Consider the following 23077-nt stretch of genomic DNA (forward strand, 5'->3'; position numbering starts at 1 on the left):
CGATAGCAAATTGCTTTAACCGCAAGCCACGATAACGTTGCGGGCCAGGTAAAAAGCGATTCGGCTAAACCAAATGGGCGCAACCCCAAACCTGAAAGCCTCGCGTGCAGGCCAATAAGCGATTCGCGTAAGCCTTGTGGCTTTGCCCTTAAGCATGTGGAGGTGGCCCGTCAAGTGTTTGTTTCGTCAGGTGGATTGTGGTTGGTCTAACGGGTTCAAAATCCGCCTGACGTTGTATCGGCAGCTTGCTGGGGGTGATCAGAACAGGCTTAAGCCGCGGGTTCTAGGCGCTCCAGTAGCTGCACTATTTGCAGATTGACTTCGCGTAATTGGCTGAAATCTGCGCTGTCGCCGTTTCTGCCGTCCAGCCGATGACGTTGGAGTTGTTCCGCTAGGATTTGTTGCCGGGCTTGGGCCCGCTCCAGTTGTTCCAGTAAGCGCGCATCAATGCCGCGTTCGTGTTTGAGCCGTTCCAGCCATCTACCCAGATGCGATTTTTTCGAGTTCAGGATAGGCCAGCGCGGACTGCTGCCGGTTGGGGGATGCAGACATTGTTCCAGACGGCGCAACCAATACTGCTGCTGAAGTTTCAGTAATTCCAATTGGTTTTGCCAATTAGTCAGCGAAAGTCTGGCGCAATCGGTCCAGGCCTGAGGGTTGCGATAGCTGTTGACCCAAGTCAACAGCGCGTCGGCCGGCATCGCTTCGGCGATGGCGGAACCTTGGGCGATGCTGCATCCCAAATCGATCAGAAAAATCCCGTGTTCTATATCTTCCACGCCTTCGGCAACCGCTTCGCGTTTGAAGGCTTTAGCCAGCGCAATCACACTTTCGACGATGGCCATGTCATCCGGGTCGTCTATCATGTTGCGGACAAAACTCTGATCGATCTTTACCGTATTGATGGTCAAATGCCGCAAATGCGCCAGCGACGAATAACCGGTGCCGAAATCGTCGAGCGCACAGGGTACGCCCAGGTCGTGAAAGCATTGTTTCAGCGTCTCCCCAACCGAGATCAAATCCTCCAGTACGCTACTCTCCAATACTTCTAATTCCAATTGCCAGGAAGGAATTTGCGGGTATTCCGTTAGTAAAGTTTCCAGGGTTTTGATGAAATCCGGCCATTGCAGATGGCGCGGGGAAATATTCACGCTCACTTGTAGATTCAGGCCGAGATCGTGCCAGACCTGCAATTGTTTAAAGGCTTGCCGTAGCACCCAGTTGCTCAGGTCAATTTCCAAGGTAGTGTTTTCGACTATGGGCAGAAATTCGGCCGGCGGCAATACGCCGCGTTGCGGATGATGCCAACGGATCAGCGCTTCCGCGCCGACCACTTCGCCGGTTTTGATATTGACTCTGGGCTGGTAGTACATGCAAAACTGGTTATCCATCAGCGCTTGGCCGACTTCGGCCAAGGCTTGCTCCAAACGGCTGGGGCGATGATTGATGCTGCTCGATTGTCCCGGCAAATGATCGTAAATCCGATAGCGGTTGCGGCCATCCAATTTGGCCTGATACATGGCTTGGTCGGCGTGGCGCAATAGAATATCCGGATCTTCCAAATCCAGCGGATAGATGGTCACGCCGCTACTGGCGGCAATCCGCACATGGCGGTTTTCTAACTCGAACGGTTCGGCCATGGCCTGATGAATGCGGGTCAAGGCATCCTCGCATTGCTGCACCGATTGCAAGTTTTCAAATAACAACGCAAATTCGTCGCCGCCCAGCCGGCAAACCGTATCGCCTTCGCGCAGCTTTAACTTGATGCGTTTGGCGACTTCCACCAATAACTGGTCGCCGGTTTCGTGGCCGAAGTTATCGTTAACCTGCTTGAATCCGTCCAAATCCAGATAACACACCGCCAACAGCGATTCGGCGCGTTTGCTGTGGGCGATAGCCTGGGCAAAGCGGTCGGCAAATAGGGCGCGATTGGGCAATTGGGTAAGCGGGTCGAAATGCGCCAGCACTTCCAGCGCCTGCTGCTGCTGTTTACTCTCGGTGATGTCCGAGAACAAGCCCAGATAATTGATGATATTGCCGGTGTCATCGCGCAAAGCCGAAACCGTTAACAGTTCGGCATACAAATCCCCATTTTTCCGCCGATTCCAGACTTCGCCTTGCCAATGCCCGGTCTGGTTTATGATCGCCCACATGGCTTCGTAAAACTCCGGCGCTTGCCGGCCGGATTTCAGAAAGCTGGGATTTTGTCCCAATGCTTCCTCGCGGCTGTAGCCGGTGATGTCCGTGAAGGCGGCGTTGACATCGATGATACAGGCGTTGAGGTCGGTAATGATGATGCCTTCGTGGGCGTCCGAAAAGACCCGCGCCGACAGCCGCAGTTTTTCCTCGGCCGCTTTGCGTTTACTAACATCATGGACAATCCCGCGCATCCGCACCGGTTTGCCGTTACCGTCGCGCTCGACCTGGCCCACCGAGCGCATCCAGCGCTTTTCGCCGTTAGGGGTTTGGATGCGGTACTCCACATCGTAATTGGCGCCGCGTTCAAGGTGCTCGCGGGTCGCTTCCAAAATTAAAGGCCTATCCTCCGGACAAACCACTTCCAGGAAATCATTCCAGGTATTGAGTGGCTTATGCGGAAAACCCAATTCAGTTGTGACGATTTCCGACCAGAACTGGCGGTTTTTCAACAAATCTGCTTCCCAAATACCGACGCCGCCATAGATTTGGCTGATCCGAAAGCGTTCTTCGCTCTCTTTTAGTGCCAGTTCGGTCTGTTTGCGCTCGGTAATATCCTGGACTAACACGACGAAACGGTCGGGGCCGGCTTTATAGCTATCGATGGCATACCAGCGGCCCAGATCGGTCACACAGTTTTCAAAATGTTGCGGCTCGCCACTGGTATCCAGCCCGTCAAAACTGGCGATCCAGGCTCCCTCGGTATTCGGCAAAACCTGCTTCACGGTTTTGCCTATCCAGTTCTCGCGGGCAATGCCGGTCATTTTTTCAAAGGCCGGGTTGATATCCAGATAGCGATAATCGACGATTTTGCCGCTGTCGTCGCGTATTACCTGATGTAGCGCAAAGCCCAGCGACATATTGGTGTAAAGCCGCGCCAGGTCGGCCTCGCTACGTTTGCGAGCCTTGATTTCCTTACGCAGCCTGAACACCCAATAGACGAAAAACAACAGGGCCAGCAGCGCAACGGCGGCGGATCTCAATAGCGCGTCCAGTTGAATGCCTTGCTCGACCTTCAAAGCCATCCAGCGGTTAATAATGGCGTCATGTTCGGCTTGGCTGATACTGGACAGAGCTTTCTCCAGTAGCGACCGCAAGTGCGGCTGAGATGTGAGTGCGGCCATCCGGGTTTCGTTGACGTAGCCAGGTTGGCCGGCAATATGCAGATTCAATAAGCCTTGTTGTTTGATCACATAACTAGCCGAAGCCGCATCGCCGATATAAGCATCCACCTTGCCTTCGGCCAGCAGATTCAGCGCTTCTTGCACCGAGGGGGCGGTCAGCAACTGTATTCCTGGGTAGTCTCTGCTCAGCAATTCCTGCACAAAATACCCTTGTTCGATAGCGACTCGTCTCCCCGTCAGTAGCGGCAGGGAATCGATATAAGCACTGCTTTTGTCGCCGATGATCACCGTCGGCGTGCTGATATAAGGCTGGGTAAAGCTTAAATATTGCTCGCGATCCGGGGTTTTGGTCACCCCGGCGAGCATGTCCAGTTCGCCGCGTTTGGTCATGTCCAGCACTTCCTGCCAGGATTTGTCCATGATCAGCACGAACTTCACGCCCAATCTCTGCTCGATTAGCTTGAGGTGTTCTGCAACCATGCCTTGATGCAGGCCGGTGGCATCCAGCCATTCGTATGGCGGAAAATTCCTGTCTATGCCCACCCGAATTTCTGGATGCTCGGCCAGCCACTGCCGTTCCGCGTCGTTCAATGGCAAATCGGCGGATTGTCTGCCGCCGTAGACAAACTCATTGAGTTGGCCGTCGCTTAAAGGACGCGCTAATTTCAGGTTGGCATAAATGTCGGCTACCCGGCGTAAGCGGGTAGCTTCTATCTGGCCCAGCGGGATGTAGTCCGGCATGATCAGCTTACGGGTTTCCTCGGCTTCGTAGCGCAGTTGTTCCGGACTAAGTTTGCCTGGATATTTGCGTTGGATCAGTTCGATCAGTACATCGGGGTGAGATAGCGCATATTCCCAGCCTTTCAGGCTGGCCCGGAGGAAGCGCTCGGCGCGGCCGGGATGTTGCTTTAGTTCGTTGCGGCTGGTGAAAAGCAAGTCGCCGTAAAAGTCGATACCGTAATTTTGCGGATTGATAATATTGAATTTGATGCCGGCGGCGCGAAAGCTGAATGGCTGGTCGGTGATATAGCCGGACATCACATCGACTTTATCCGCGATAAAATCGGCGTTGTTAAAGGTCTCGGCAACTTTTTGATAGCGGCTTTCGTTTAGATTGGCTTCGGCGAGTAAGGCGCGAATCTGCGCATTATTCTCACCGACCACATCGTACATGATGCGCTTGCCGGCCATTTCGTAGGGGCTGACGATGCCGGAAGCTTGTTTGCTGAACAGCACCAGCGCATCGTGCTGAAATAGGGCGGCTAGAGCCGCGATGGGCTTGCCGTTGGCATACTGGGCAATGATGCCGGAATCGCCGATGCCGTATTCGGCTTCCCCGGATGCGACCTGTTCTACGTAGTCCTGGTCAGGATTGCGCTCGCGTATCGCTACCTGCAAGCCTTCCTCGGCATAATAGCCTTGCTCGATAGCCGCGTAATAACCGGCAAATTGGAATTGGTGAAACCATTTTAATTGCAGCGTTACTGGTTCCAGCGGCCGGTTTGCTGCGGGTGTGCCAGCGGTGCTGGACGTACAAAACAGTAAAAAAAATACCGCGGACAGTCCGAAAATGGTTTTTTTCATAAATGCCAGTCGTGGCCTGTTTTGAAAGTAGGGTTATTCTACAGCCAAAGGCAAACGGGCCAGGCGGATTTAGTCGGCTGTCGCGGAAGTGAACAACGATTGAAATTTATTTTTGCCGGCGTTGGATTTACGTTGCTGGGTATGTGCCAGCGCCATTTTGGCTTCGTTTTGCAACTGGGTATCGGCAAATACTTGCTGTTTGCGCAGCGGGGCCTGGACGGCCTTGTGCAAATATTCCTCAGCTTCCGCGCTGCGATCCTGTTGCAGCAAATAATCGGCGTAGAAGTAATTGGCGTCTATACCGTTGGGGTTGATTTTCAGGCTGGCTTTCAACATTTGCTCCGCAAGCTGATTATCCCCAAAAGATACCGGCCAGCCAGGCACCATGTAATACAGCGTGCCCAGCGTGACATAGGCCGCGCCATCCAGCGCATTGGGATTTTGGGCGATGGCTTCTTCCAAAAGTGTCTTGGCGGTTTGCAGGCTGGACAAGGCGCTCAACGAAGATTGAAACGCCGCATTGGTGGCGATAATCGTCGCTTGCCAGATTTTCGGCTCGGCGGCATTCGGGTAGCGTTTGGTTAATTCCGCGGCTGTTTCCAGCAATTGCGGATAAGTTTGTCTTTGCCGGGTTTCGTCGCTTTGATAATAAATGCTGGCCCACTCGCTTTCCAAGCGGGCAATAGCGGTCGCCAGCTCCGATGCATGCAGCGGGTCGGCGAAAAGTATCAATAAAACAACAAAAGTAGCTTTGCTCATACACTCAATATAGAGCATTGCATTTTGGATTTCAATACGTCCTTTAAATTATTGTTTTAACAAAGTATTGCCTATCGCAAAAATTCGCTAAGCGCCAGGCTTTAGAGAGGCGGCTTAGGTCTATGTTTGTAGCGCTGTAGCGACTCTGCAAATATCTTGTCCCAGTTTTGCAACAAGCGCCGCAAACCTCAGAAAACGGCAGTTTTTATCGCCTATTTGGATTGTTGCCGCTTATTTATCCCAATCCTTGAACGGATACTTGCAGAGATTATTGTTGTAATAGCGTATGTCGTCGGTAACTTCCATGCCGACCCAGTCCGGCCTAACAAAGGCCTCTCCTACTGTCGACAATTCGATTTCAGCGACAATCAAACCTTGGTTATCGCCCATGAATTCGTCAATTTCCCAAACATGCTGGTCGCGATAGACAAAATGACGGATTTTTTCCACTAACGGCTTATGGCATAGCTCGTCGAGAATACTGTTGGCGTCATTCAACGGGATTTCATACTCAAACTCCTGACGATGGCTGCCGATAGTGGCGCTTTTGATGTTCAGCCAAGCCTGCTTGTCGGAAATTCGCACGCGCACCGAACTGAGCGGGCTGCTGCTTAAATAGCCCTGTTTGTAGTGTACGGAATGATCGATTTCGCCGCGCCAGTCGTCGTTCGCCAGCAAAAACTTATGTTCAACCTCAAGTGCCATCGTTGTTTTCCTTAGATTAGGTAGTGTTAAGCAATAATTCTTTATTATAATGCTGGGTAATTAGGTTTGGGCGGTAAGCCCGCGCCTAATCACTGCTGCTGTTCAATCAATCTGGAGAATAAAGATGGCTTTTGAATTACCTGCATTACCGTACGCAAAAGACGCATTGGCGCCGCACATTTCCGCAGAAACGATCGAATTTCACTACGGCAAACATCACCAAACTTATGTCACCAACCTGAACAATCTGGTTCCCGGCACCGAGTTTGAAGGCTTGTCCCTGGAAGAGATCGTGAAAAAATCCTCTGGCGGCGTATTCAACAACGCAGCGCAAATCTGGAACCACACCTTTTATTGGAACAGCCTGTCTCCCAACGGCGGCGGCGAACCTACCGGTGGTTTGGCAAATGCCATTGACAGAACTTTCGGTTCTTTCGAGAAATTCAAAGAAGAATTCACCAAATGCGCGGTCACCACTTTCGGCTCTGGCTGGGCGTGGCTGGTGAAAAACGACAAAGGCGGTCTGGAACTGGTTAGCACCAGCAACGCCGGTTGCCCGTTAACTGCCGGGCAAACGCCGTTGTTGACTTGCGATGTTTGGGAACACGCTTATTACATCGATTTCCGCAATCTGCGTCCTAAATATCTGGAAGCGTTCTGGGCCTTGGTTAACTGGGAATTCGCCAGCGCCAATTACGAAGCTTAAGCTTTAGAAGGCGTGGGCCGGCGTCCTCACAGGCCCGTCCGCGCCGCTTTTGCCAGACTTATTTCTCGGGCTTTTCAATACAAGACTGGCGCTAGCCGAGCTTAAAAAGCCGCAAGCCTCGACCTCTCCACCTATCGTTTCGACAACCAAGCTATCGCTATTATCGGCAAGGCAATACCTTAAGCAGTATTAGCCTATACCGAATAGCTGCGAAGTACTGTCACGGCTGTCTGGATTTTCCCGGCACGCCGAACAACAATATCAGCCAGAATATCATGCCGCTGCAGCAGCCGATTACCGCTCTTTGCGGCAAATTGAAGGCTTGATCGGGAGAGACAAAGCCTTCGATCAAACCGGCGAAAATCAGAAACGGAGTTACCGCAAGCAGTACTTTGCCGGCACTGATGCTGGTCTCCTGAAACGCTTGCAGTCGATTGCGGGCGCCGGGCCGTATCAGGGCTTCACCGAGTTGCAAGCCCATCGCGCCGGCGATGATGATGACGCTCAATTCGACCACGCCATGGCCAATGATGAAGGCAAATAACCGCCCGTCCAGCTGGTAAGCGGCGGTAAAGGCAAAGATTCCGCCCAGCATGAAACCGTTGAAGCCGATGATGTAGAGGGTGCCGACGCCGTAGAATGCCCCTAAGCCAAAAGCGAACAGTGTCACCGTGATGTTGTTGGCGGCAATGCTAAGGGACAATACCGAGGACGGCGCGACGTTGAGCAGGCCGTCGGTCCATAATTCGCCTTTCTGAACGTGGTCTATCATCTTCGGCGAGGCCAGCAGACCGATCAAATCGGGATAGCTGCCAATCAGCCACCAGCCGGCGGCAATACCCAGCACGAACAGCGCAAAGGCGCTGAAGATTGCGGTTTTCAATTCCCGCATCAGCCGCGGTATTTCCCAATGATATAAATCGATCAAACGCGCCAAAGGATGATTGGCGGGACCGTAGATTTCTTCGTGGGCTTTTAAGAACAGGTTTTCCAGGTAACGGGTAATCATGGCTTTGCCGTTTACCCGGCGCGACAAGGACAAATCGCTCAACAGGGCGCGATAGCCTGACAGCAGCTGGCGGGCATCACTGATTTCCTGGGCGCGGCGGCTAGCCGTCGGTTTAAGGGTGTTTTCCAGGCTTTCCCATTGGCTTTTCCGGGCATTTAACCAGTGAGACAATGCTTGAGATTGGTTGTTTAACTGCTGCATCGTCGGCTCAGGGTTCGCTTAACAAGCTTTTCAGAGCCCGTTTTAAGACCTGTTCTTGCGTCTGTTTGCCATTTGCTTCAGGAATGTCGCGGCCGATTCGGCTTAAAAATTGTGTGGCGAACAAGATCCGGCGTTCGGAGGCCAGTTCGTCCCAGCGTTTCAACAAATCCAGCAGCAGAGTCTGATCGTCGCCGCTTAAACGGGAATGCAGGGTTAACGTGGAAATTTGCTGCAAGGAATGGGTCTTGTCGACGTTGTCATACACCAGTACCAAGCCCGCCGCTAAATCCCCGATCCGCTGGCGCTTGCCGGTGAAGGCGACAGCCACCAAGCCGAGAAAATAAAAGCCGGGTAGCGAGTCGATCAGGCGAAACACATTGCGCAACAACAGCGCGCCTATGCCGGGGGTATGCCCTTGTAAATCCACCAAACGAACACCGGTCATGCGCTTGCCCGGCGTTCGTCCGGCCATCAGGATTTCCAGCACCGGGTGATACAAAAAATATATCAGCAGTGTCGGTAAGATTAAAACCAGGCCGGTGTAGCCGGGATGTCCCGCTTTAAACACGTTGCGCATTTCTTCCCAGTTAAAGAACGCCAAGCCGCAGATCGCTACCCAGCTAATCGCCAACAACAGTCGTATATGCCAATCGATGACGAAGGCATAGGTACGTGCGCCCATTCCGGCAATTTCCAACTGGTAATCCATACCGTCTGCCGATTGTATGTGCAGATAATCCTGGAACGAACCGGGTTTATTCAGGGGGTTATTCATCATCTTATTAAAAACAGGTCAGTTGTTTACACAGGTTGGTACCGGGTATTTAACATCAGGCTGCCGCGATGGTGTCGCGCTTGTTCCGGTAATAAGCCAGTATCCGCCGGTCCAGATTCTGTGCGGTGGCGCTGGTTACCGCTACCCCACTGCCCTGTAAACGCTTGCGGGTCAACTCGCGGCCGCGCAGGTATTCGAGAATGGCGAATTTCCGATAAGGGTCCTGCCAGTAGACCCCGTTTTGTTTCAGATCGTCGCCAATCGCCGGCTCATCGACTGTGGCGACCAGGACTTGATGTTTGGTGGAAAGTAATTTCCCGGCTTGAACCAACTGCAAAGCGGCTTCCGGCTGTTCCAGTTCGGTCAGGAAAATCACCAGACCGCGCCGTTTCAGCAGTTGCTTGACCTCCAGTGCGGCATTCAGGGCATTGCCGTTCTCGTTAAACACTGTGAGCCGGCTCAACAGCTGACGTATGGCCCGGACCGAGTTCATGCCGCCGGCCATCGGCGTTTTATCGACAGTTTGTTGGGCGTAGGCCAGACAGGCGATCCGGTCGCCTTGGTAGCTGGCAAATTCCGTCAATTTGGCGGCGACATTGATGTAATGATGTAAGCGGTCCATGTGTTCGCTTTGCAGGCGGCTGCTCAAACCGCAATCGATCAGCACCGCAATTTCCAGCAAATGTTCGCGCTCGAAGTGCCGCACCATCGGCTTGCCGCGCCGGGCCGTGGCCTTCCAGTCTATGCTGCGCAAGGAATCGCCGCGCCGATACTCGCTTAAATCCAAAAACTCGACGCCACTACTGCGAGCCTGGACGCTGCCGCGGCTACCAAGCTGCTGCATGCCGGATAGGTCTACAAAGTTGTTCAGCCGGGCGGGTTCTATCCGCATGGCGATATCGTCGTCTATCCGCCGCGTCCACCAGCACAAGCCGAACGCGCCCAGCTGTTTTACATACAAACTGCCCAAGGACGTGCCGCCCAAGCGGGTGGGCGTAATCGAAAACTGCCGGCTTTGGGTTTCATGTGCGCCCAGTAGCCAACGCTGCAGCGAGTTGTCGCCGACAATCGCGGCAGGGTAGTCGCTTTGGGTTTCGAAGCGGACCTTGGCGCCGGCCCGATTGCAGACTTGAATGCTGTAGCCGACTGACTCGCCCAGTGCCAAAGTGGCCGGAACTTGTCTATGCAACTCAATATTGTCCATCAACCTGAAGCGTTCCCAAGCCATCAGCGTTATCAGCAAGGCCGCCGGCCATCGCCAGAAACCTTGCAGCGGCTCGCCGCTCCAGATACCGGCGATGGCCAGCAGAACAATCAAGCCGGCCAGCAGCAGTGTCAAACGCGATATCGACATTATTTCGCTTCCGCACTGCGGGGAACGGCGACCTGATTTTCGATTTCCCGGTAGATTTGAATGGCGGAGTAACCTTCCAGCATGGCTTCGGAACTGAGCAGTAAACGATGCCCGACTACCAGCGGCGCGACCGCTTTGATGTCATCGGGGATCAGGAAATCGCGGCCGTCCAGCACCGCTTCAACCCGTGCGCAGCGAATGATGGCAAGTGCGCCGCGGGTCGACAGGCCCAGGCTTAAACGCGGATGGTTACGGCTGGCTTCCGCCAGCATGATGGCATATTGGTACAAACAGTCTTCAACGTGAACAGCGGCGGCTTCTTGGCGCGCTTGCTGCAGTAGCGTATCGGGCAGGGCTTGGATTTGTTGCAACGCCGTGCTGTGCCCGCCGCCCGGTTTATCGTAGTGCCTGAGCACCGCCACCTCCGCCGGCAGTTGCGGATAGTTAATGTCCAGACGCACCAAAAAGCGATCCAGTTGCGATTCCAGCAAGGGATAAACGCCCTCGAAATCGAAGGGGTTTTGAGCGGCAATCAGAAAAAAGTTTTCTGCTAGCGGGTAGGTTTTTCTATCCAGCGTCACCAGTTTTTCTTCCATTGCCTGCAACAATGCCGATTGGGTCTTGGGGCCGGCGCGGTTGATTTCATCAACCAGCACCACTTCGTTGAACAAGGGGCCGGGGACGAATTCGAAACTGTTAGCCTCGGTGTTGAAGATATGCAGACCGGTAATATCGGACGGCATCAGATCGGCGGTGCCTTGGATGCGCCCGAAACTGCCGCTCATCAATTGCGCCAGTGATTTGGCCAACAGGGTTTTCCCCAGGCCCGGCGCACCTTCCAGCAGCACATGGCCGTCGGCAATCCAGACGATGACCAAGCCATGCAGCACCTCATCCATGCCGAATACCACCTTGCCTATTTGTTGCCGCAGGTGGAGATTCAAATTTTGCGCCGCGTTGTTGCTCATAGCGTGACTGTCCTGATGTAAGTAATAGTGTTGGATAAACGCAGTAATGAAAGACGTTGTTTGGCTAACGCCCGTTTTAATAGTGTGATCTGATCGTTGCTTACCCGGCTATGCTGTTCCAGCCAAAGCCAGACTTCCGCTTCGCTGCGCATGCCCCGCCGAGCATGAATATCCGCCAGCAGATGCTTAACCAGGGCCTCGGCCAATACAGGCTGGTTCAGGCGGCGCGCGAAAAATTCGGCGGTAACCTTGATGAAATCCCGGGTGGATAGTTGACTGCCGGCTTGGCGCACCGGCGCCAGGCGGCTGGTGTAGCCGGCCACGTAAAGCAGCCAGAATATGCCAAAGCACCACAAGGTTTGATGCAGCCGTTGGTCTTTAAAAAAGTGCTCGGGATCGTATAGTTCGGACAAGCCGAAATGGTAATCGTCGAACAGCAATCGGCCTGCTGGCGCGAGGGATTGCTTGAGCAAATTGCCGATAAACCGGGCGTTGTCTGCTTGCCCCAACCGCTGGTTACTAAACAAATCCGGGGTCAGCAGCAACACGATCCGGCCGGCGCCGGCATTCATCCACCAGGCGGTGGTGAGATGGCTATCGCGCTCGGACAGCAAGCGCAGCGAGAGATTCTCAGGTTCGCTGCCGGTTAGCGTCCATGCGGCTTTTAACAAGTCTGCCGAGGTTTGGGTCTGTAGGATGGTTACGCCCTGCAGCAGGGGGTGCGAGGATTGAGCAAGCAACTGGCTGTCTTGCGGGAGAGCGCCTTTGAGGCTGTTTTGTAGGGTGTTTAGGGTGCTTTGCAGGGTTTGATCCGTCTGTGTTTCCGGGGTGTTTGGCTCGTCTTGTTGATCTGCGGAATCCAGGATCCAGTCGTAGCGTGACAAAAGTTCCTTAACATCGCAAAAGCAATCCTCGGCAGCGGCCCAGCCCGGGTGTTGATACACGGCGCCTAGAACGATCAGCGTGTTGCCTTGCTCCAGCCAGTCCGCCAGCGCCGGCCACTCCGTTTCTCGGATTTCTTTGGAAGCGGGCATGCTGGCAATCAGCACATTGCCGCGCTCCGGAAGGGTTTTGTCCTTATGCAGATCGCTGTAGCGTTTGCGAAAACTGACGACATTCAGTCCTTCGCGTTGTAGCCAGGTAAAAAGCCCTTTCAGACCATCTGCTCCGCGGTCTTCGCTGGTCGGTAGCGATAGCGGCTTCTGCGCATCGGGATGGCGCGGCGACAACAACAAAATCACCAGCGCCAATGCCGCCAGTGCGGTTAGAAGAGTAATCAAGCGTTCTTTCATGAGCGCAAATTGCCCAATAGCGCCTGCACCTCGCGCCGGTAATTGCCGACCAAGTCCGCATCAACAGGGCGATGGCCGTAAAGCAAGGGTTCGGCTTGGCGGACCAAACGGGAAAATGCCGAGTCCGGTTGTCGGGCTTGTTGTTGAAAATGACTAACGAGTTGCCGATGGGTCAGGCTGGGGTCGGCCGGAAGCAGTTGGCGCTGGATTAGTGCGTTTATCAGTTGCGCCAGCAATGCGCCGATTTGAGCTTGCGGGGTTACGGTCTTAATCGCCGGATGCGAAGCTAATGACTGCGTTTCAGCGAGCTTATCGGCGGGAGTGACGGGCTGGCGCTTGCCGGAAAATTTGCGAAAAACCCCGGCCTGATACAACTCGCTAATCACCAGCCAGGCCGATAGCGCCAGTAATAAGGCAATCGACACGTAGATGATAATCTCGGCCGCTTGTTGCGATGGCTTCAAGGCCGCGAGCCAGCGCTGCAATTGCTGGTATTGGTCTTCATGGTCCGCCGGCTTGAGGCTATTCAGCCAGTTCAGGACGGCTTGCCACCAATTCGCTTGCGAGTCGTCGGTTGGCGTGATCAAAATTTCAGCTAACAATAGCGTCAGGCCTTCCTGGCGGATGGTCCCAGAATTATTCAGACTGTCGGCTAAAAGCGCCAGTTGCGTGGCGCTAACGTCGGCAGTTAATGGTGGATCGAAACTGGTCAGCAGGCCCTGGTTTGCCAACTCCTTGAACAGAAACGGACAGTCTTTTTTAATATCTAGCTGTTGCCCGGATTGTTGCCGGGCAAGGTTCAGGCAGGCTTGTAAGCTGTTGTCTTGCGCCTGGGATGAGCCGGCCAGACACAACAGCAATAAAGCAGCAAACCGCATTATCTGCCTAGGCGAGAGGCAAGGTCGCTGCCCGATTTACGCAACTTCAAGTCGTGAAACTGCACGTAACCCAGCGCGAAAAAATAGGGCATGAAAAACACCGACAATAAATTCATCAAAATCTGCATCAAGACTTGATTGTCTGCCGGCGCCAGAAACGCCATCAAAAACCCCAGCGCAAACATCACTGCCATCCAGATGATCATCGGTACGGTAAAGATTGTCGCAGTCCGCCACCAATGTCCCCAAACCAAAGAGTGGCTGGCTCTAAGAGCTCTATAGCCGCCAAGGCCGTCGATGACGATGAAATAGAGATAAAACATCAGCGATAAGGTCAAGATCAAGCCCGGTATCAGTAGCAGGATATAGCCCACGATTATCACAACCATGTACAGGAACGCGGCGAGGAACATAGAGGGAAAGGCTCTGAATCCGGCCGTTATCGCTTCGGAAAAACTGTCTTCCCGTTCATTGGTCACATTATCCAAGCGGTAAATAAGGGCGGCATAGAGCACGAAAGACACCAAGGAGAAGACAATGACAAACGCTAATATCAGTAACAGGTTCTCAGACAATAATTCCAGCGCCGCAGTCTGTGGTGCGGCCGGATCGGGCTGCAAAGTTGCAGTCAGCAAACCCATGGCGATATACAGCACGGCAAGTATTGAAAGAATGCCCCATAGTCTGCTGAAGCAGGCCGAGTACAGTTTGATACTGGCATCCAAAATTTTCGCAATACTGGCGGGTTCAGTGGCTAATAGTCGCATGAGTAAATTCCTAAATTGAAGGTTGCGGAGCTTGGCTCCCGCTAAATGTTCGAAAACAAATTGTGATAGCCGTTAGGAAGCGAAGTATAGACAATTAGTTCTGAATTGGTCTATGCGTAAATGTCCTGAATAGCAGGCGCCGAAGCCCTAGCACAGCAGGGACTCCACTCGGTCGGTCCGCCTTGACTGATTTGATCGGAATACGCAAATCACTATGGAGTGGCCGCCGGCATCATTACGCCGACGGCTTAATGCCAGAAAGTGATAAGAGGGTCTTGTGCTAAATCACCTGAGGAATAGCAGAGCGGGGACTATTTATTCCGAAAAAAGGCTTCTAACGCCTTTGCCCGGTCGGCACCCACTATTTGCGCGTGCGGGCGACTTTCGATTAGTTGTATATAAGCTTCAATGCCCGGAATATGCGTATTCACCAAATTCTCCCCGTAGATTTTTTGGGTGGCAAAGCCCACCAATTGCAGATGCGGCCAAGCCACGATGTCTGCCGTACTAAAACGGTCGCCCAGGGCATAGGGCGATAATTTCAGCAGTTTGGCTAAGCCCTTTAATCCGGTATCGAGCTTGGCTCTGACTTCGTCCTTGGTTTCTGCCGATACGGTGTTGCCGAACAGAAACTCCCCATACAGGCGGCGCGCAATCAGTTCGACGTTCAATTCAAGATGTTGGATAAACTCCCGGCATTTGCCGCGCTCGTAAGCATCGGCCGGATACAGCGGATGTTCTGGAAATGCATCTTCCAGATACTCCAGAATCGCTTGCGATTCGGATAGATAACCGTCGCTGGTTTTGATGAACGGGACTTTTCCCAGCGGGGATCGTTGCAACAAATCCTCGCTCTGACTAGGTGGCGTAAACTCTTCGATGAATGCTATATCCTTTTCCATCAACGCAAATTTGACTTTGTTGTAATAGTTGCTGATTGCCACGCCGTACAAAGTAATCATCGAATAATCTCCAGTAGTTGAATTAAAGACTGCGCTATAACAGACCGGTCAGTCTATTGAAATAATACATACCGGTCTGTATAGTTGCAAGCTGTTTTTTCCAGGTACTTAAATTATGGCCCGTAATCTCCAAGATCACATTTTGCAAACCGCCTCTGCGTTGTTTTACAGCCAAGGCATCAAGGCCACCGGCGTCGATGCGATTGTCAAAGCCGCTGGCACCACCAAAATGAGTCTGTATAAGTACTTTCCGTCAAAAGACGATCTAGTCTTGGCGCATCTAAGCAAAAGCCGGGAGGCTATGCTGAATCGTATCCTTATCGGTATGGAACAGCGCGCCAGCGAACCCAAGCAAAAGTTGCTGGCGGTGTTTGCGGTATTCGATGAATTATCATCCAGCCCGGAGTTTCGTGGCTGCCCGTTTATCAATGCTTCCGCCGAATTTGCGGAAGCCTCCAATCCGGTGCAATTGGCTGCCGCCGAATTTTCCGATACCTTCCGGGCAATATTGGCCGATTTGGCCCGGCAAGCCGGCGCGCAGGACTCGGAGCAACTGTCCCGGCAATTGGCCATGCTGATTTCCGGGGCCATCGTCAGTGAACAGATGCGCCGACAGTCGGGAGCGATGCGCACCGCCTCGGCGGCTGCAAACATTCTGATCGAGCAAAGTCTAAGCCACGCAGAACCATCCTGTTAACACTGCTCGTCTTTATATCCTGAGGGTACTGAGTCTATCTAAGGGCCAACCGCCTCAGGCTTCGACGAGCCCAGCCCGAACGGGGCACGGGATAAATTGGGCCGGGTTAATAAGCCACGCTGCCGGCAACTACCTTACAATATGGCTACCTTAGACCTCAGCGAGAGGTCTCATCATTCTTTGGATCCAACTGCTTTTGAGCTCACTACGCCAACTCGTCTCCCAAACCGCCATCTACGGTCTCAGCAGTATTGTCGGCCGTTTTTTGAATTATCTGCTGGTGCCGCTGTACACCTACACCTTCAGCGCCGGCGAATACGGCGTGGTCTCCGAGTTTTACGCCTATGCCGGATTTTTTGCGGTGCTGTTGGTGCTGGGTCTGGAGACCGGTTATTTCCGGTTTCGACAACGACAAGAGTTTAGTAGCGATGAAGTCTATCGTAACGCCCTGGGTTTTCTGTTGATTACCAGTCTCGGCTTCATCGCAGCAATCTACTATTGGCAACAGCCGCTGGCCGACTGGCTGCAATATCCGCAGCATCCGGAGTATTTGTTGTGGTTCGGCTGGCTTCTAGCGCTGGATGCCCTGTCGGCATTGCCGTTTGCCCGATTGCGCGCCGAGAACCGGGCCTGGCGTTTTGCCGGTATCAAGATGAGCGAGATTTTCATCGCCATCGGCTTGAATCTACTGTTTTTGTTGGTTTGGCCCAAGCTGAAAAGCTACTGGCCGGATAGCGCACTGGCCGCTTATTACGACCCTAAACTGGGCGTGGGTTACATATTTTTAGCCAATCTGGCCGCCAGTGTTTGCAAGCTGCTGCTGTTACTGCCGCAATTTCGCGCGGTGCGTTTCCAGCTCGACCCGCGCGTGCTCGGACCGATGCTCCGCTACTCCCTGCCCATGGTCATCATCGGCTTTGCCGGCATGGTCAACGAGATGCTGGATAGGGCGATTCTGAAAGTCTTGCTGCCTTACGATTTGTCCACCAACCTGAAGATGCTGGGCATCTACGGTGCCTGCTACAAGCTGTCGATTTTGATGAGTTTGTTCGTGCAGGCCTTTCGCTACGCCGGCGAACCGTTTTTCTTTTCCTATGCCGGCCGCGCAGACGCCAAACGCGCTTATGCACTGGTGATGCAGTATTTCGTCATCGCCGGCGTGTTTATCTTTTTAGTGGTGATGCTATTCATCGATCTGTTCAAGTATTTTATCGGCGAAGAGTATCGAGTGGGCCTGGAGGTGGTGCCGATATTACTGATGGCTAATTTGCTGCTGGGGATCTATGTCAATCTGTCAGTCTGGTACAAACTGAGCGACCGCACCGGCTTGGGCGCCTGGGTGTCGCTGGCCGGAGCAGGCCTGACGATTGTTTTGAATATCTGTTGGATACCGATTTGGGGCTATGTCGGTTCGGCCTGGGCAACGCTGGCTTGTTATTTGTTTATGGTGGTTTTATCTTGGGCTTTGGGACGGCATTATTATCCGGTGAGCTATCCGCTCATGAAGATCACCGGTTATTTTGCATTGGGTCTGGCGCTATATTTTGCCAACCGCTACGTGTTGGCTATTTATCAGGTGAATGTCTGGCTGGCCGGTAGCCTGGGCTTGGCTACTTATATAGGCATCGCGGCTTGGCTGGATGTCAGGCCGATATTACAAAGGCGGCGTAGCGCTTAAGCTTTTGGCAACTGTTCGACATAAGCAGACCTCAACCGAGTGGCTTGCAAAATCTTGCTACGCCGCTCGGCAGCCTGCTGCAAAAACAGTTCGCGAGTCTGCGTATCCGCGCTAGACCACAGGCGGATTTCATCCAGTGAGCGGTAACAGCCCAAGCAAATATCGTCGTCGTTCAGGCAACAGTTACGGACACAAGGCGATGTCGGGAAGTTTGCGGAGTTAATCATTTCATATCCAATGTTTCACTGAAAAACTGCTGAGCCTGTTCGACATCCCGGCTGATTTGCAGTTTCAATTCGCTCAGCGAGGCAAAACGGATTTCGTCGCGCAGCTTCTTTTTAAAATGCACTTCCACGTAATGCCCATAAATGTCTTGATTGAAGTTGAATAAATGCGTTTCCAAGACCACTTTGGCACCACCGTCGAAGGTGGGGCGGGTGCCGACATTGGCGACCCCTTGGTACTCGTTGCCATTCAAGCCGGTCATCGTCACCGCGAATACGCCGACGACGGGGGTATTCTTTCTAAACATTCTGACATTGGCCGTAGGAAAGCCCAACTCCCTGCCGCGCTTGTCGCCGTGCGCCACCCGGCCGCAGACCGAATAATCCCGGCCCAGCATCAGCGTGGCCTGCGCCAATTGGCCTTCGCCCAGGGCATCGCGAATCAGCGTGCTGCTGACTCGCAAACCGGCCAGCTCGAAAGAATGGCTATCTTCCACCGCAAAACCATACTCCTGACCGCGATGCTGCAACAGCGCAAAATTGCCGCGCCGCGCCTTACCAAAGTGAAAATCGTCCCCGACCACCAAATGCTTGACGCGCAAGCGCTCGACCAAAATGTCGCGAATGAAATGCTCCGCATCGCAATCGGCCAGGCTGCGGTTAAAGGGTAAAACCAGCAATTCATCGACCGGTAATTTAGCAAACTGAATGGTTTTTTCGCGCAACCGGGTCAGTCTGGACGGTGCGTGGTCGCCGAGGAAATACTCCAACGGTTGAGGTTCAAAGACCATTGCCACCGTTGGCAAATTCAACCGCCGGCCATGCTCGGCCAGCTTTTCGATGACCAACTTGTGCCCAAGATGCAGACCGTCGAAGTTGCCTATGGTCAACACGCAGCCGTCGCGTAACGGCTCAAGATGATTCAAACCCCGGATTAAGCGCATGATGACTGCTTGGCTAAAAAGACTAATTCTATCAGTAACAGCCCTTGAGCGACCATGCTGGCAGTTGCCCATGCATGGGGCGGCAGTAAATTTCGTCTTGCCGCGTCATGGTTTTCCACCGAATATAAGCCACCCTAATTCTCCGGCATATCCGACATGACAACGATAAACAGCATTTGCATCTATTGCGGTTCCAGTCCCGGCCGGCTAGATGCTTACGGCAAGGCCGCGCAGGCGCTGGCCCAAGCCCTGGTCAGCCGCAACATCCGCTTGATTTATGGCGGCGCCGGCATCGGCATCATGGGCACGGTGGCGGATCAGGTGTTAAAGCTCGGCGGCCAAGCCATTGGCGTTATACCCAAAGCCTTGGCGCACAAGGAGGTCGCCCATCCCAACCTCACCGAATTGCACGTCACCCAATCCATGCACGAGCGAAAAATGCTGATGGCCGAACTGGCGGACGGCTTTATCGCGCTACCCGGCGGCATCGGCACGCTTGAAGAGTTATTCGAGATTTGGACCTGGGCGCAGCTTGGCTTTCATCAAAAACCCTGCGGCGTATTAAACGTGGCGGGCTATTACGATGCCTTGATTAATTTTCTGGACCACGTCGCGGCGGAGCAATTCGTCAAACCGCATCACCGCGGCATGTTAATGGTCGAGTCCGACCCAAATTTGTTGCTGGACCGCTATGTCAGTTACCAGGCGCCTGCCGTAAAACAGTGGGTCAGTAAAGACGACACCTGAGCAATCGCGCCAGTCTGCGTCCGGGCTATTTTTATGCGGATTGAGAGTTTACGGTCTTGGACTATCATCGACACTACGTAACAGGCGATTTTTAGGGTTTGATTAATATGGCTAAGGTAAACGGCAAGAAATTGAATCGCAGAGTGGCTTTTCGCATCCATGAGCAAGCCAATCTGTTCTATCGCAAGCTTGATTATGATGGACAAATGCAAGCGCCGGAAAATTTCCATGATTTACTCGGCAACAGCAATCCGCCCGATACCGTCTCGCCTCAAGCGCTACCCGATTCGCAAAGCAGGGAAAACGACACGCTCAACGTCAGTATCAGCGCCAGCGGTATCGCCTTTACTGCGCAAGAGCCGCTGCAAGCCGGCGATTATCTAATGCTGCGAATATTGCTGTTATCCAATATGACCGCAATCATGACCTGCTGTAAGGTGGTGTATTGCAAGCCCAGCAACCCTTACGAAAACGACCGTTATCCGTATTTAATCGGCGCCCAATTCGTCAATTTGACGCATGAAGACACGGCGCTGTTAAACAAGCATATCGACAAAACCAAAACACAACAGCGGGCCGTGAACGGCCTGCTGTTAAGCCTGGTCTTATTAATTCTGGCCATGCCGGATGCCGCATTCGGGCTGCTGATGGGCTTGATCCATCATGTTCTCGAAGTGGTTTTGCATGTGGCACACTTGATGTTCGAGTATGCCGAATACAATCTGGACCATGTCATCGAACACGCATTCCATACCGATACGCATACTACCCAAGTCATCGTTTTTTACATTCTGTGTACGCTAGGCCTGGTTGGCCTGTATTTCCTTTGGCGCGTTATTCCCCGTCATTGTCGGCGGGCCGGCAATAGCCTGATAGCCTTCTGGTGCCGCAAAAAAGCCAGTTGTCTTTATTTTTGGAGCCAGCAAGCGCTGGTGGATAAGATCAAGATTGTCGGAATCGGCGTTATAGCCGTGACCGGCTATGCCTATTTTGGGATGTAGGTGCTATGGTTTGCCCCTGAATTAGGCTGGACCGACATTACAGCCCAGCCCTGTTCAAGCCTTACAGCGCTTTATACAGTTCGATAGTCTTGGTCAATTCTTCAGTAGCTTTAGCTACGTTACCGGCTTTAGACTGGATCTGTCCTTGCATCAAAGAGGCGTGAGCTTTTTTCGCGGCTTCGGAGTTGCCGGCAATCGCTTCGGAACTGGTTCTGGCGGCTTTCAGATGAATCTGCGCAGCGGAGAAATCGCTTTTGCTCACTTCAACCAGTGCTTTTTCGATGTGAGCGATAATGCCTGCGGTGCCTGATTGTGCTGCTGCAACTGGCGCTTCTTCGGCAGCAAAGGCACAAACGTTGACCAGACTCAAAGATGCTGCGAATGACAGCGTTAAAACTGCTTTTGTAAATAATTTCATTAAGTAGATTTTGTGTGATGGTTAATAGGTCCAATGCCCTAAAAAACACGTCATCACAGAATAGATTTTTTGCACCGGCAACTTATAGGTCTAAGTTCGTCGTGAAGTAGCACCGGTACAGCACCCTTTGCCATATAGCCGGCAAAAGGCTTGAAGCAAATCCATGCTGATGGGAAGTATCTTTTTTCCTACTGGGTCCAATTGAAAAACGTTATTGCTTTTCAGGCGCCATCATAACGGATTTAGCGTGCCGGCAACGGACCATTTGCGCCGGGCAGTTGCGACAAGTGGCCGCAACGCGCGGATTTGCAGATTTATCGGGCGCAAGCTGGCGTCCTGTCGCCGGCAATCATTTATAATGCTCTCCCGCCTTTTGCCGCATTCAGCCATCATGATAGACACGCTATACATCGAATCCGCTATCGAGCAGCACCCGCGCGTAGCGACGATTCGGCGGCGTTTTCCGCAAGCACGGACAGTGGTGTGCGAACGATACGGCGAGGTGTTCAATCCCAAGGCGCAGAACTTTCGCTTACAAAAGCAACATCCGGCGCTGATTCTGGCGGAAAAATACCAAAAGTTCGTGTTGCCCGCGCCGGCTGGCTATGGCATCGGCGGCCAACGCAATTATTATTTTTCGCACATGCTCAATTGCTTGTACGACTGCCGTTACTGCTTTTTGCAAGGCATGTACCAGTCGGCCAATTATGTGCTGTTTGTAAATTACGAAGATTTTCAAGATGAGATTCGCCAGACCTGTCTGCAAACGCCGGATCAGGATGTGTATTTTTTCTCGGGTTACGATTGCGACAGCTTGGCGTTCGAGCCGGTCACCGACTTTGCCGAACAGTTTTTGCCGGTGTTTGCGGACTTGCCCAATGCCTGGCTGGAACTGCGTACCAAGAGCACACAGATCAGAAGCCTGTTGAATCGCGAGGTGGTGCCGCGTTGCGTGGTGGCATTTAGCCTGTCGCCGGATGCGGTAGCCGATAAAGTGGAAGCCAAAGCCCCGGCGGTGGCCAAGCGTATCGAAGCCGCCGCCAAATTGCAGCAACAAGGCTGGCAAATCGGTTTGCGTTTCGACCCGTTGATTTATCAGCACGACTATCGGCAGCAATACCGGGCCTTGTTCGAACAAGTCTTTGCGGCCATTGATGCTCAGGCTCTGCACTCGGTCAGCCTGGGGGTGTTTCGTTTGCCGGAGCAATATTTCAAAAAAATGCATAAGCTATATCCGGATGAAAGATTGTTCGCCAGCCCGCTGCAAACTGCGTCCGGCATGGTGTCTTACCGCGCCGATCTGGAACAGGCGATGATGGCCGATTGCGCGCAAATGCTGCTGGAATATATCCCGCAAAGCGCTTATTTCCCATGCACACTGTAAAGCGCACGGTATTGGTGACCGGCGCCAGTTCCGGCATCGGTCGGGCGATTGCCCGGCAATTGCTGACGCAAGGGCATCACGTGATTGGCACATCGCGCGACTGTCGGAAGTTTTCCAAACATCACCCCCATTTTATCGGCCGCGAGCTGGATCTAGTTCAATTGGCCGACCTGCCGCCGTTTGCCAAGCAGTTGCAAAGCGATTTCCCGGCCTTGGATGCGGTGATATTTGCTGCGGGTTACGGCCAATTCGGCGGATTGGAGCAGTTTTCCTACGCGCAAATCGAGACGCTGATGACCGTCAACTTTACCGCCCAAGCCTATCTGACGCGGGCGTTGTTACCGAAATTGAAGCAAAAAGCCCATGCCAACTTGGTGTATATCGGTTCGGAAGCCGCGTTAAAAGGCAGCCGCAACGGCAGCCTCTATTGCGCCAGCAAATTTGCCTTACGCGGCTTTAGCCAGGCCTTGCGCGACGAATGCGGTAAAAGCTCGGTGCGGGTGTCTTTGGTCAATCCGGGCATGGTCGACACCGCGTTTTTTGATGCATTGTCGTTCGCGCCCGGCAAACAGTCCGGCCAAGCCTTGCTGGCGGAGGATATTGCCGACGCGGTGTCTTATATCCTGCAAGCCGGCCCGCACTGCGTCATCGACGAAATCAATTTAAATCCCTCCAGCAAAGTGATCGAATTTAAGAAATAACCC

General features: G+C 53.1%; 21 protein-coding genes. 7 read left to right on the plus strand and 14 right to left on the minus strand.

Annotated features, from left to right (window positions below):
* Positions 1–269 precede the first annotated feature (269 nt).
* The 3 genes from ACR02O_RS03160 to ACR02O_RS03170 form a co-directional block, all read right to left on the minus strand.
* Positions 270–4904: an EAL domain-containing protein gene (locus ACR02O_RS03160; RefSeq protein ID WP_494522789.1), complete on the minus strand. Its 4635-nt coding sequence runs from the start codon at positions 4902–4904 to the stop codon at positions 270–272.
* A gap of 69 nt (positions 4905–4973) precedes the next feature.
* Positions 4974–5663 (minus strand): tetratricopeptide repeat protein, encoded by a 690-nt coding sequence (locus ACR02O_RS03165; RefSeq protein ID WP_494522790.1) that lies wholly within the window; start codon positions 5661–5663, stop codon positions 4974–4976.
* 231 nt (positions 5664–5894) lie between these two features.
* Positions 5895–6368, minus strand: a complete 474-nt coding sequence (locus tag ACR02O_RS03170; protein ID WP_494522791.1) for a CYTH domain-containing protein — start codon at positions 6366–6368, stop codon at positions 5895–5897.
* 124 nt (positions 6369–6492) lie between these two features.
* Between ACR02O_RS03170 and sodB the strand changes: the two genes are divergently transcribed.
* On the plus strand, positions 6493–7074 hold the full coding sequence (gene sodB / locus ACR02O_RS03175) for a superoxide dismutase [Fe] (RefSeq protein ID WP_033156944.1): 582 nt from the start codon (positions 6493–6495) through the stop codon (positions 7072–7074).
* 220 nt (positions 7075–7294) lie between these two features.
* On the opposite strand, the gene ACR02O_RS03180 is transcribed toward sodB, so the two are convergent.
* From ACR02O_RS03180 to ACR02O_RS03215, 8 genes are all read right to left on the minus strand, one after another.
* Positions 7295–8254: a stage II sporulation protein M gene (locus ACR02O_RS03180; RefSeq protein ID WP_494522792.1), complete on the minus strand. Its 960-nt coding sequence runs from the start codon at positions 8252–8254 to the stop codon at positions 7295–7297.
* A gap of 37 nt (positions 8255–8291) precedes the next feature.
* Entirely contained in the window at positions 8292–9062 is a 771-nt protein-coding gene (locus ACR02O_RS03185; protein ID WP_494522793.1) for an RDD family protein, read from the minus strand.
* 52 nt (positions 9063–9114) lie between these two features.
* Entirely contained in the window at positions 9115–10413 is a 1299-nt protein-coding gene (locus ACR02O_RS03190; RefSeq protein ID WP_033156942.1) for a DUF58 domain-containing protein, read from the minus strand.
* Positions 10413–11381, minus strand: coding sequence for an AAA family ATPase (locus ACR02O_RS03195; protein WP_033156941.1), 969 nt, complete (start codon positions 11379–11381; stop codon positions 10413–10415). The genes ACR02O_RS03190 and ACR02O_RS03195 overlap by 1 nt, the downstream gene beginning before the upstream one ends.
* On the minus strand, positions 11378–12673 hold the full coding sequence (locus tag ACR02O_RS03200) for a DUF4350 domain-containing protein (RefSeq protein ID WP_494522794.1): 1296 nt from the start codon (positions 12671–12673) through the stop codon (positions 11378–11380). The genes ACR02O_RS03195 and ACR02O_RS03200 overlap by 4 nt, the downstream gene beginning before the upstream one ends.
* On the minus strand, positions 12670–13551 hold the full coding sequence (locus ACR02O_RS03205) for a DUF4129 domain-containing protein (protein ID WP_494522795.1): 882 nt from the start codon (positions 13549–13551) through the stop codon (positions 12670–12672). The genes ACR02O_RS03200 and ACR02O_RS03205 overlap by 4 nt, the downstream gene beginning before the upstream one ends.
* Positions 13551–14318, minus strand: coding sequence for a YciC family protein (locus tag ACR02O_RS03210; RefSeq protein WP_494522796.1), 768 nt, complete (start codon positions 14316–14318; stop codon positions 13551–13553). The genes ACR02O_RS03205 and ACR02O_RS03210 overlap by 1 nt, the downstream gene beginning before the upstream one ends.
* Positions 14319–14629: 311 nt before the next feature.
* On the minus strand, positions 14630–15280 hold the full coding sequence (locus tag ACR02O_RS03215) for a glutathione S-transferase family protein (RefSeq protein ID WP_033156937.1): 651 nt from the start codon (positions 15278–15280) through the stop codon (positions 14630–14632).
* Between the two features lie 115 nt (positions 15281–15395).
* Here ACR02O_RS03215 and ACR02O_RS03220 point away from each other — a divergent pair, with 115 nt between their 5' ends.
* Both ACR02O_RS03220 and ACR02O_RS03225 read left to right on the plus strand, forming a co-directional pair.
* Positions 15396–15977 (plus strand): TetR/AcrR family transcriptional regulator, encoded by a 582-nt coding sequence (locus ACR02O_RS03220; protein WP_494522797.1) that lies wholly within the window; start codon positions 15396–15398, stop codon positions 15975–15977.
* 196 nt (positions 15978–16173) lie between these two features.
* Positions 16174–17655 carry a polysaccharide biosynthesis protein gene (locus ACR02O_RS03225; RefSeq protein ID WP_494522798.1) on the plus strand — a complete coding sequence of 494 codons (1482 nt, stop codon included), beginning with the start codon at positions 16174–16176 and terminating at the stop codon, positions 17653–17655.
* Here ACR02O_RS03225 and ACR02O_RS03230 read toward each other — a convergent pair.
* Together ACR02O_RS03230 and ribF are read right to left on the minus strand one after the other, a co-directional pair.
* The gene (locus ACR02O_RS03230) at positions 17652–17882 is read right to left on the minus strand and encodes a DUF1289 domain-containing protein (protein ID WP_494522799.1); all 231 of its coding nucleotides are present in this window, start codon (positions 17880–17882) and stop codon (positions 17652–17654) included. The two genes, ACR02O_RS03225 and ACR02O_RS03230, sit on opposite strands and share 4 nt — an antisense overlap.
* Positions 17879–18823 (minus strand): bifunctional riboflavin kinase/FAD synthetase, encoded by a 945-nt coding sequence (gene ribF / locus ACR02O_RS03235; protein ID WP_319962128.1) that lies wholly within the window; start codon positions 18821–18823, stop codon positions 17879–17881. Before ribF ends, ACR02O_RS03230 begins: the two co-directional genes overlap by 4 nt.
* A gap of 156 nt (positions 18824–18979) precedes the next feature.
* On the opposite strand from ribF, the gene ACR02O_RS03240 reads away from it, so the two are divergent.
* Together ACR02O_RS03240 and ACR02O_RS03245 are read left to right on the plus strand one after the other, a co-directional pair.
* Positions 18980–19570, plus strand: a complete 591-nt coding sequence (locus tag ACR02O_RS03240; protein ID WP_494522800.1) for an LOG family protein — start codon at positions 18980–18982, stop codon at positions 19568–19570.
* Between the two features lie 107 nt (positions 19571–19677).
* A complete protein-coding gene (locus tag ACR02O_RS03245; protein ID WP_494522801.1) occupies positions 19678–20571 on the plus strand; it encodes a PilZ domain-containing protein in 894 nt (297 codons plus the stop codon).
* 61 nt (positions 20572–20632) lie between these two features.
* On the opposite strand, the gene ACR02O_RS03250 is transcribed toward ACR02O_RS03245, so the two are convergent.
* Complete coding sequence (locus ACR02O_RS03250) at positions 20633–20989, minus strand: hypothetical protein (RefSeq protein WP_494522802.1); 357 nt, start codon at positions 20987–20989, stop codon at positions 20633–20635.
* A 391-nt stretch (positions 20990–21380) separates the two neighbouring features.
* Between ACR02O_RS03250 and ACR02O_RS03255 the strand changes: the two genes are divergently transcribed.
* Both ACR02O_RS03255 and ACR02O_RS03260 read left to right on the plus strand, forming a co-directional pair.
* Positions 21381–22373: an SPL family radical SAM protein gene (locus ACR02O_RS03255; protein WP_494523450.1), complete on the plus strand. Its 993-nt coding sequence runs from the start codon at positions 21381–21383 to the stop codon at positions 22371–22373.
* Complete coding sequence (locus tag ACR02O_RS03260; RefSeq protein WP_494522803.1) at positions 22361–23074, plus strand: SDR family oxidoreductase; 714 nt, start codon at positions 22361–22363, stop codon at positions 23072–23074. Before ACR02O_RS03255 ends, ACR02O_RS03260 begins: the two co-directional genes overlap by 13 nt.
* Positions 23075–23077: the final 3 nt, after the last annotated feature.

This window comes from Methylomonas sp. PHL2-19 (assembly GCF_059331595.1).